Raw genomic sequence first — 662 nt, 5'->3', positions numbered from 1 at the left:
ATCGGTGATAAGTGGGTGATCCAAGCGAATGCATTAACTCAAGCAAATCAATTATTTGGGGTTAATTATAATGGCGACGTAGTACTAGCCAACCAGCAGTACTACGCGATCCGTGATACTGCTGGAAATAACATTCAAATGCTCACGGTCGACAACGCGAACAATATGTTTGTGGGTCCTACTGCAGCAGTGACCAGTGCTGGTCCGGTTGTTTTCGGGACATCAGCTGGCACGCAGGGCGGGCGCTTAATATCAAATGGACACTGGTTATTTGGTACCACGACTGATTGCGGCTCGATAGTATGTGCGGCGACAGTGAATGCCACTACAAAACTGGTGGCGAGCAGCTATGCAAGCTCGAGCGGAAACGTGTTTGTCAGTTCTACAGCTCCAACCATTGCATCAGGGTTTGGAACTTCACCTCAAATTTCGGCGTACACAACAGCAGCATTCAAAATCATCGTTGGCTCAAGCCCTACCGGTTCCGGTGTGGTTACGATGCCTGCTTCATCTGTCGGATGGGCGTGTCACGCACAAGACGTGTCTAATAGTGCGTCAATCGTTGTCGGTGTTACCGCACAATCGACTACTTCAGTGACTCTTAGCGCTTACGCACGAACAACCGGGGCTTCTACCCCATTTATCGCTGGTGACGTATTGAC

Annotated in this window: 1 protein-coding gene; it reads left to right on the top strand. The window is 49.7% G+C overall.

Translation table 11 applies throughout. The features are described from left to right. Positions 1–662: hypothetical protein (locus ACO0K2_RS19695; RefSeq protein ID WP_423021762.1), on the top strand; the 662-nt coding region annotated here is incomplete at both ends.

The sequence above is a fragment of the Undibacterium sp. MH2W genome, from assembly GCF_049340215.1.
In the GTDB taxonomy this organism is placed as follows: Bacteria; Pseudomonadota; Gammaproteobacteria; order Burkholderiales; family Burkholderiaceae_D; genus Undibacterium.
The sequence above is the reverse complement of the archived record's forward strand: the minus strand, read 5'-3'. Positions and strand labels throughout refer to the sequence as shown.